The sequence below is a fragment of the Petrotoga sp. DB-2 genome (assembly GCF_054051725.1).
Map to the genome: position 1 here is coordinate 1 of NZ_JBSVZD010000053.1, position 4,140 is coordinate 4,140.

Here is a 4,140-nt window from a genome sequence, read left to right on the forward strand (position 1 = left end):
CTTCTTCTGTGATGCCTCTTTCAACATCTGCACAACGCCGGAAATAAGGGATGGGTGAATATTTCTCTCAGGTTCTTTGAGCACACCTTCAAAAAGAAATGGTATAATTAAATTAACAAAGAAAACACTTCACTAATTCTATGGGCTGGCTGCGGAGGGAAGGGACAAAAGAATCTTTTCCTAATGGGCGGGGAGCAGGGCAAAAGGGGCGCTATAAAGCTCATTATACTTGATTTAGAAGAAATGGGGGTGCCAAGTATGGACACATTAGAAGAAATATCAAAAAGGAAAAGAGAAGAAGCTAGATTGGAAGGTATAAGAGAAGGTGAAAGAAAAGGAAAACTTGAAGAAAGAAAAAGATTTATTGAATTCATTATGAAAAGCCTAAAAAAAATATTAGATAACCATTTAACCGAAGAATTAAAAAATAACCAATTAACCGAAGAGTTAAAAGATGAGATAAGAAAAGTGGATGAAGAAACGATAAACTACATAGAAAACAATTTATTAAAAATGACAATAGAGGATGTAGAAAAAATTAAGATCTCAAATGTATTTGAAACATTAGAAAAAATAGCTATAATGGACAGTGGAATAGCTAAATTAGATGGTTTAAGAGAAGGTTTTAAACAAGGAATAATCGAAGGTGAAAGAGAAGGCATTGAAAAAGGAAAACTTGAAGAAAGAAAAGAAGTGGCTATAAAGTTATTAAGTAAACGATTTGGCAGACAAGTAACCACAGAGATGAAAGAAAAGATAAAAGAAGCTGAAGAAAGAAGGATAAACCAAATAATCGACAATATATTTGAAATAACCATAGAAGAGCTAAAGGAGTTATTGAAGTAGTTGTAAGTAGACGAAACTCTAACTGATCTTTTTGGATGAATTACATGGCATAGTCTAGACCTCCTTCCTTATGGGTGGGCAACGCGGCGTTATCTATGAAGTTTTAGAGTTTTTAAAAAGAGAGTATAAATATTTTACGAGGAGCTTTTTATGAAAACCATATCTATAAATCTGCCTGATTTTATTGATTTAAATGAAAAAGAAATCAAATTACTAATTGCTACAAAATTATATGAAGAAGCTAAGTTATCCTTAGGAGAAGCTGCACAACTAGCAGAACTTTCCGAAAGAGCTTTTATTGAAATATTAGGTCGTTTCGATATCTCTATATTTAATTACAACGCTGAAGAATTGAGAAATGATGTAAAAAATGCCTAATTACATATCTGACACAAGTTGTCTAATTGTTTTAGCGTGAGAAATAAGAGGTATAATTTGGAATGAATGTATTTTTATTTAAGATCTAAAGCGATTTTCAAAAACATATAATACAATTTAAATAGTTCAATAAACTATCGAGGGGGGAAATAATGAAAGACATCAACAGAACGGGGAATATTCACGAAGACGAAACCGCCAAATATCATGAACTCAACTTTCCAAAGATAATTTCAGTAAAACCAATAGACATACCAGTAATAAACGTATCAAACCAAAACACGGATTTTGTATTCGAACTAGAAGACAACTCACTATTACACTTAGAATTTCAAACCACGTGGAAGAAAGCAGACTTACTAAGATTTGCACAATACGACATAGCGTTATACCAAAAAGAAAGAAGAAAGATAAATACGGTAGTAATGTACTCAGGAAAATACGAAAGTGCAGAAAATGAATTGGACATGGGTTTAAATAAATACAAAGTACAACAAATATTCATGATAAAGTACGATGGAACAAATTAGATGGAGTTTCTTTTAAAGTAAGAGCATATAATTTGGAAAATTTCAAGATTATTCCTCCAGTTTTTTAGCAAATTTAAATTTCCACCGTTATTGTATGCTCCATAGTTTCTTCTTCATAAGGTATCTCTTCTCCGTGTTCTTGCAGGCTTTCTATGTATAATTGAATAGCCTCTTTTGCCATTTTTATTGCTTCTTCTATTGTATCTCCGTATGTGACACAGCCTGGAAGAACAGGGACTATAACAGTATAACCTCCTTCAGCTTCTTTCTTGAGTAAAATTCTATAACTTAGAATTTTCATAATGTCACCTCATTTTCGGTCATGTTGATAATAAATTATACCATTATGTATATCTTTTGAAAAAAAGAAGTTCCATCCAAAAAAGTTAAAACTTTTGTTTTCATTCCTTATTTCCCGTGAGGTTGTTTCTTTGATCCTCTTTTTTAAAAAGCTTAAAATGTTGTTCTCTGTTCTTTCGTTAAAGTTATGATAATGAACTAAAAAACCACTTCGCATCTATTATATGGTAAAATATACTGTAAGTATAAGTATAATAACGACAAAAAACGACAAGTTATAAAAATTAATTGATTTTTAATAATAAAATGATATAATGGGGTGTAGAGAATGGGAGAAAGAGAAGAAGACTTGCAAGAATTATCCTCAAAACAGCTAAAAAAGGAAATAATAAAAGCTCTTGAAAATCAACCCTTCCCAATCTTCAAACGCTCATTGAAAAAAATAAACAATAGGAACCTTCTATTAAAAATATTGCAATCAGTCTTGGAAATAAATTATGATTACACAATAGGTGAAATGAAAACAGGAAATTTAAGAGGAATCAGGACGTACAAATTCATACATGATAGAGTATCTTACCGGTTATCGTATTATGTATTAAATGATGGTAAAATAATAATAACTTATATAGATATAATGAAAAGGGAAGATAGTTATGACAATTTAATAAAATACTTTCAATCAGAAAAATCAGTGCTAAAAAAAATAAATGAAAAAGGGATATAAGGAGGGAAATTAATGCTCGAAATACATGAATTATTAAACATTTTCTCTGATTTGAAACCTAAAAATAAAGAAGTTTTGTACAATTTTCTGGTAAATCCTAAAACATATGAGAATAAAGAAGAAATTGAAGATTTTATACAGATATTAAAAGAAATGAAAGATGATCTGTTGTATTATGATGAAGAATTTGACGACATTGAAGAAAAAGAACAAAAATTATATTTCACACAAAAAGATTTAGCAACAATGACAGGACAATCAATAAGAAATATTCAAAGAATTATCAAAGAAAACAATATAAACCCAATTAATCCTGGAAGAAAACCATTATATTATGATCTAAAAGAATTCAATAACTATTATTTTATACAAAAAAAACTAACACCCTCTTTAAAAAATCAAGAAATCAATATAATAAGAGTATTTGGAGATAAAAAAGAAGTGAAAAGAGAAATAGCTATGCAACCATATTTATACCAATTTTTAGAATCGATGTCACAGAGGAATCAAAATATAACCTTATCATTGCCTGACAAAGGAAGTGAAAAAAATGAAAATGAGCAATATTCAAATGCGGTATGACATAATTAAAAAATTAAATTATGAATTAAAAGACGAAAGTCTAAACAACAAAAAACTGACACCAAAGATAGACATTTCCGTTACACAAAATTTCCAACCAAAAGAAAAAGAATACTTTGGAACAATAGGATTAAAAATTAAATTTCATTTGAAAGAATCAAAAAAAATAGTATTAAAATTAGAGCTTGAAACAGAAGCAGGATTTTATGGCAACCCAAAAATAAAGGAAAACGAATTCAAAGAACTAGTAATAAAATCTGGAATAATGAGCTTATTGCAGATATCAAGAGCAAAAATAATATCAATATCCGCAAATTTTGGCTTTCTTCCACCAATATATCTTCCAATGTTGAACATTAACGAACTCGTAGAAAAAGAATTAGAAAAAGCTAAAATAACCGCCAAATAAGAGCTGTTGAAAAACAGCTTTTTTTAAAAGATTTTCAAAAATAAGATTTCGATTTTAAATTGGTTAAAGGGCCCATAAAATATATAAAGAATTACTAAAAAATTGCACTATTTTTGACTACCCCATCGTCTATGTTCAAACCAAAATTCTTCGACTCTATTATCTTCATCAAATCCCTTAAACTATGGTTTAATTTCAAAAACATCGAATTATGATCTAATGTGTTTTTATAGATTTCTAAAAACATATGGTATAATTAAATTAGTAAAGAGAACAATTTACTCCACTTACGGGCGGGCAGCGGGGCGAAGGGGCGCTAAACACAACAAAAAATAAACCAAAAGGAGAAGCTTATGTCTAATCCAATA

Annotated in this window: 8 protein-coding genes; 6 read left to right on the plus strand and 2 right to left on the minus strand. The window is 29.5% G+C overall.

From position 1 onward, the window contains the following. The first annotated feature begins 258 nt into the window (after positions 1-258). The 3 genes from ACW9JY_RS10290 to ACW9JY_RS10300 all read left to right on the plus strand — a co-directional run bounded on the left by ACW9JY_RS10290 (position 259) and on the right by ACW9JY_RS10300 (position 1,754). Entirely contained in the window at positions 259-846 is a 588-nt protein-coding gene (locus ACW9JY_RS10290) for a hypothetical protein (protein WP_457284305.1), read from the plus strand. Positions 847-996: 150 nt separating this feature from the next. Beyond that, positions 997-1,224, plus strand: a complete 228-nt coding sequence (locus tag ACW9JY_RS10295; RefSeq protein ID WP_169926299.1) for a UPF0175 family protein — start codon at positions 997-999, stop codon at positions 1,222-1,224. Between the two features lie 152 nt (positions 1,225-1,376). Continuing rightward, on the plus strand, positions 1,377-1,754 hold the full coding sequence (locus ACW9JY_RS10300) for a hypothetical protein (protein ID WP_457284306.1): 378 nt from the start codon (positions 1,377-1,379) through the stop codon (positions 1,752-1,754). A 73-nt stretch (positions 1,755-1,827) separates the two neighbouring features. Here ACW9JY_RS10300 and ACW9JY_RS10305 read toward each other — a convergent pair whose 3' ends face one another. Further along, entirely contained in the window at positions 1,828-2,055 is a 228-nt protein-coding gene (locus tag ACW9JY_RS10305; protein ID WP_457284307.1) for a type II toxin-antitoxin system HicB family antitoxin, read from the minus strand. A gap of 327 nt (positions 2,056-2,382) precedes the next feature. Here ACW9JY_RS10305 and ACW9JY_RS10310 point away from each other — a divergent pair, with 327 nt between their 5' ends. Genes ACW9JY_RS10310 through ACW9JY_RS10320 form a run of 3 tightly spaced genes read left to right on the plus strand, consistent with a single transcriptional unit; the run spans position 2,383 to position 3,772 of the window. After that, entirely contained in the window at positions 2,383-2,781 is a 399-nt protein-coding gene (locus ACW9JY_RS10310; RefSeq protein ID WP_457284308.1) for a type II toxin-antitoxin system RelE/ParE family toxin, read from the plus strand. 12 nt (positions 2,782-2,793) lie between these two features. After that, positions 2,794-3,363, plus strand: coding sequence for a hypothetical protein (locus ACW9JY_RS10315; RefSeq protein WP_457284309.1), 570 nt, complete (start codon positions 2,794-2,796; stop codon positions 3,361-3,363). Beyond that, positions 3,332-3,772 carry a protein-export chaperone SecB gene (locus ACW9JY_RS10320; protein ID WP_103078595.1) on the plus strand — a complete coding sequence of 147 codons (441 nt, stop codon included), beginning with the start codon at positions 3,332-3,334 and terminating at the stop codon, positions 3,770-3,772. Before ACW9JY_RS10315 ends, ACW9JY_RS10320 begins: the two co-directional genes overlap by 32 nt. 94 nt (positions 3,773-3,866) lie before the next feature. On the opposite strand, the gene ACW9JY_RS10325 is transcribed toward ACW9JY_RS10320, so the two are convergent. Next, complete coding sequence (locus tag ACW9JY_RS10325; protein WP_457284310.1) at positions 3,867-4,019, minus strand: hypothetical protein; 153 nt, start codon at positions 4,017-4,019, stop codon at positions 3,867-3,869. Positions 4,020-4,140 lie beyond the last annotated feature (121 nt).

What these genes read in the sequence shown, in the direction of transcription:
- ACW9JY_RS10310 (WP_457284308.1), top strand. Translation starts at nt 2,383, where the DNA reads ATGGGAGAAAGAGAAGAAGACTTGCAAGAATTATCCTCAAAACAGCTA.
- ACW9JY_RS10315 (WP_457284309.1), top strand. Translation starts at nt 2,794, where the DNA reads ATGCTCGAAATACATGAATTATTAAACATTTTCTCTGATTTGAAACCT.
- ACW9JY_RS10325 (WP_457284310.1), bottom strand. Translation starts at nt 4,019, where the DNA reads ATGTTTTTAGAAATCTATAAAAACACATTAGATCATAATTCGATGTTT.
- ACW9JY_RS10300 (WP_457284306.1), top strand. Translation starts at nt 1,377, where the DNA reads ATGAAAGACATCAACAGAACGGGGAATATTCACGAAGACGAAACCGCC.
- ACW9JY_RS10295 (WP_169926299.1), top strand. Translation starts at nt 997, where the DNA reads ATGAAAACCATATCTATAAATCTGCCTGATTTTATTGATTTAAATGAA.
- ACW9JY_RS10305 (WP_457284307.1), bottom strand. Translation starts at nt 2,055, where the DNA reads ATGAAAATTCTAAGTTATAGAATTTTACTCAAGAAAGAAGCTGAAGGA.
- ACW9JY_RS10320 (WP_103078595.1), top strand. Translation starts at nt 3,332, where the DNA reads ATGAAAATGAGCAATATTCAAATGCGGTATGACATAATTAAAAAATTA.
- ACW9JY_RS10290 (WP_457284305.1), top strand. Translation starts at nt 259, where the DNA reads ATGGACACATTAGAAGAAATATCAAAAAGGAAAAGAGAAGAAGCTAGA.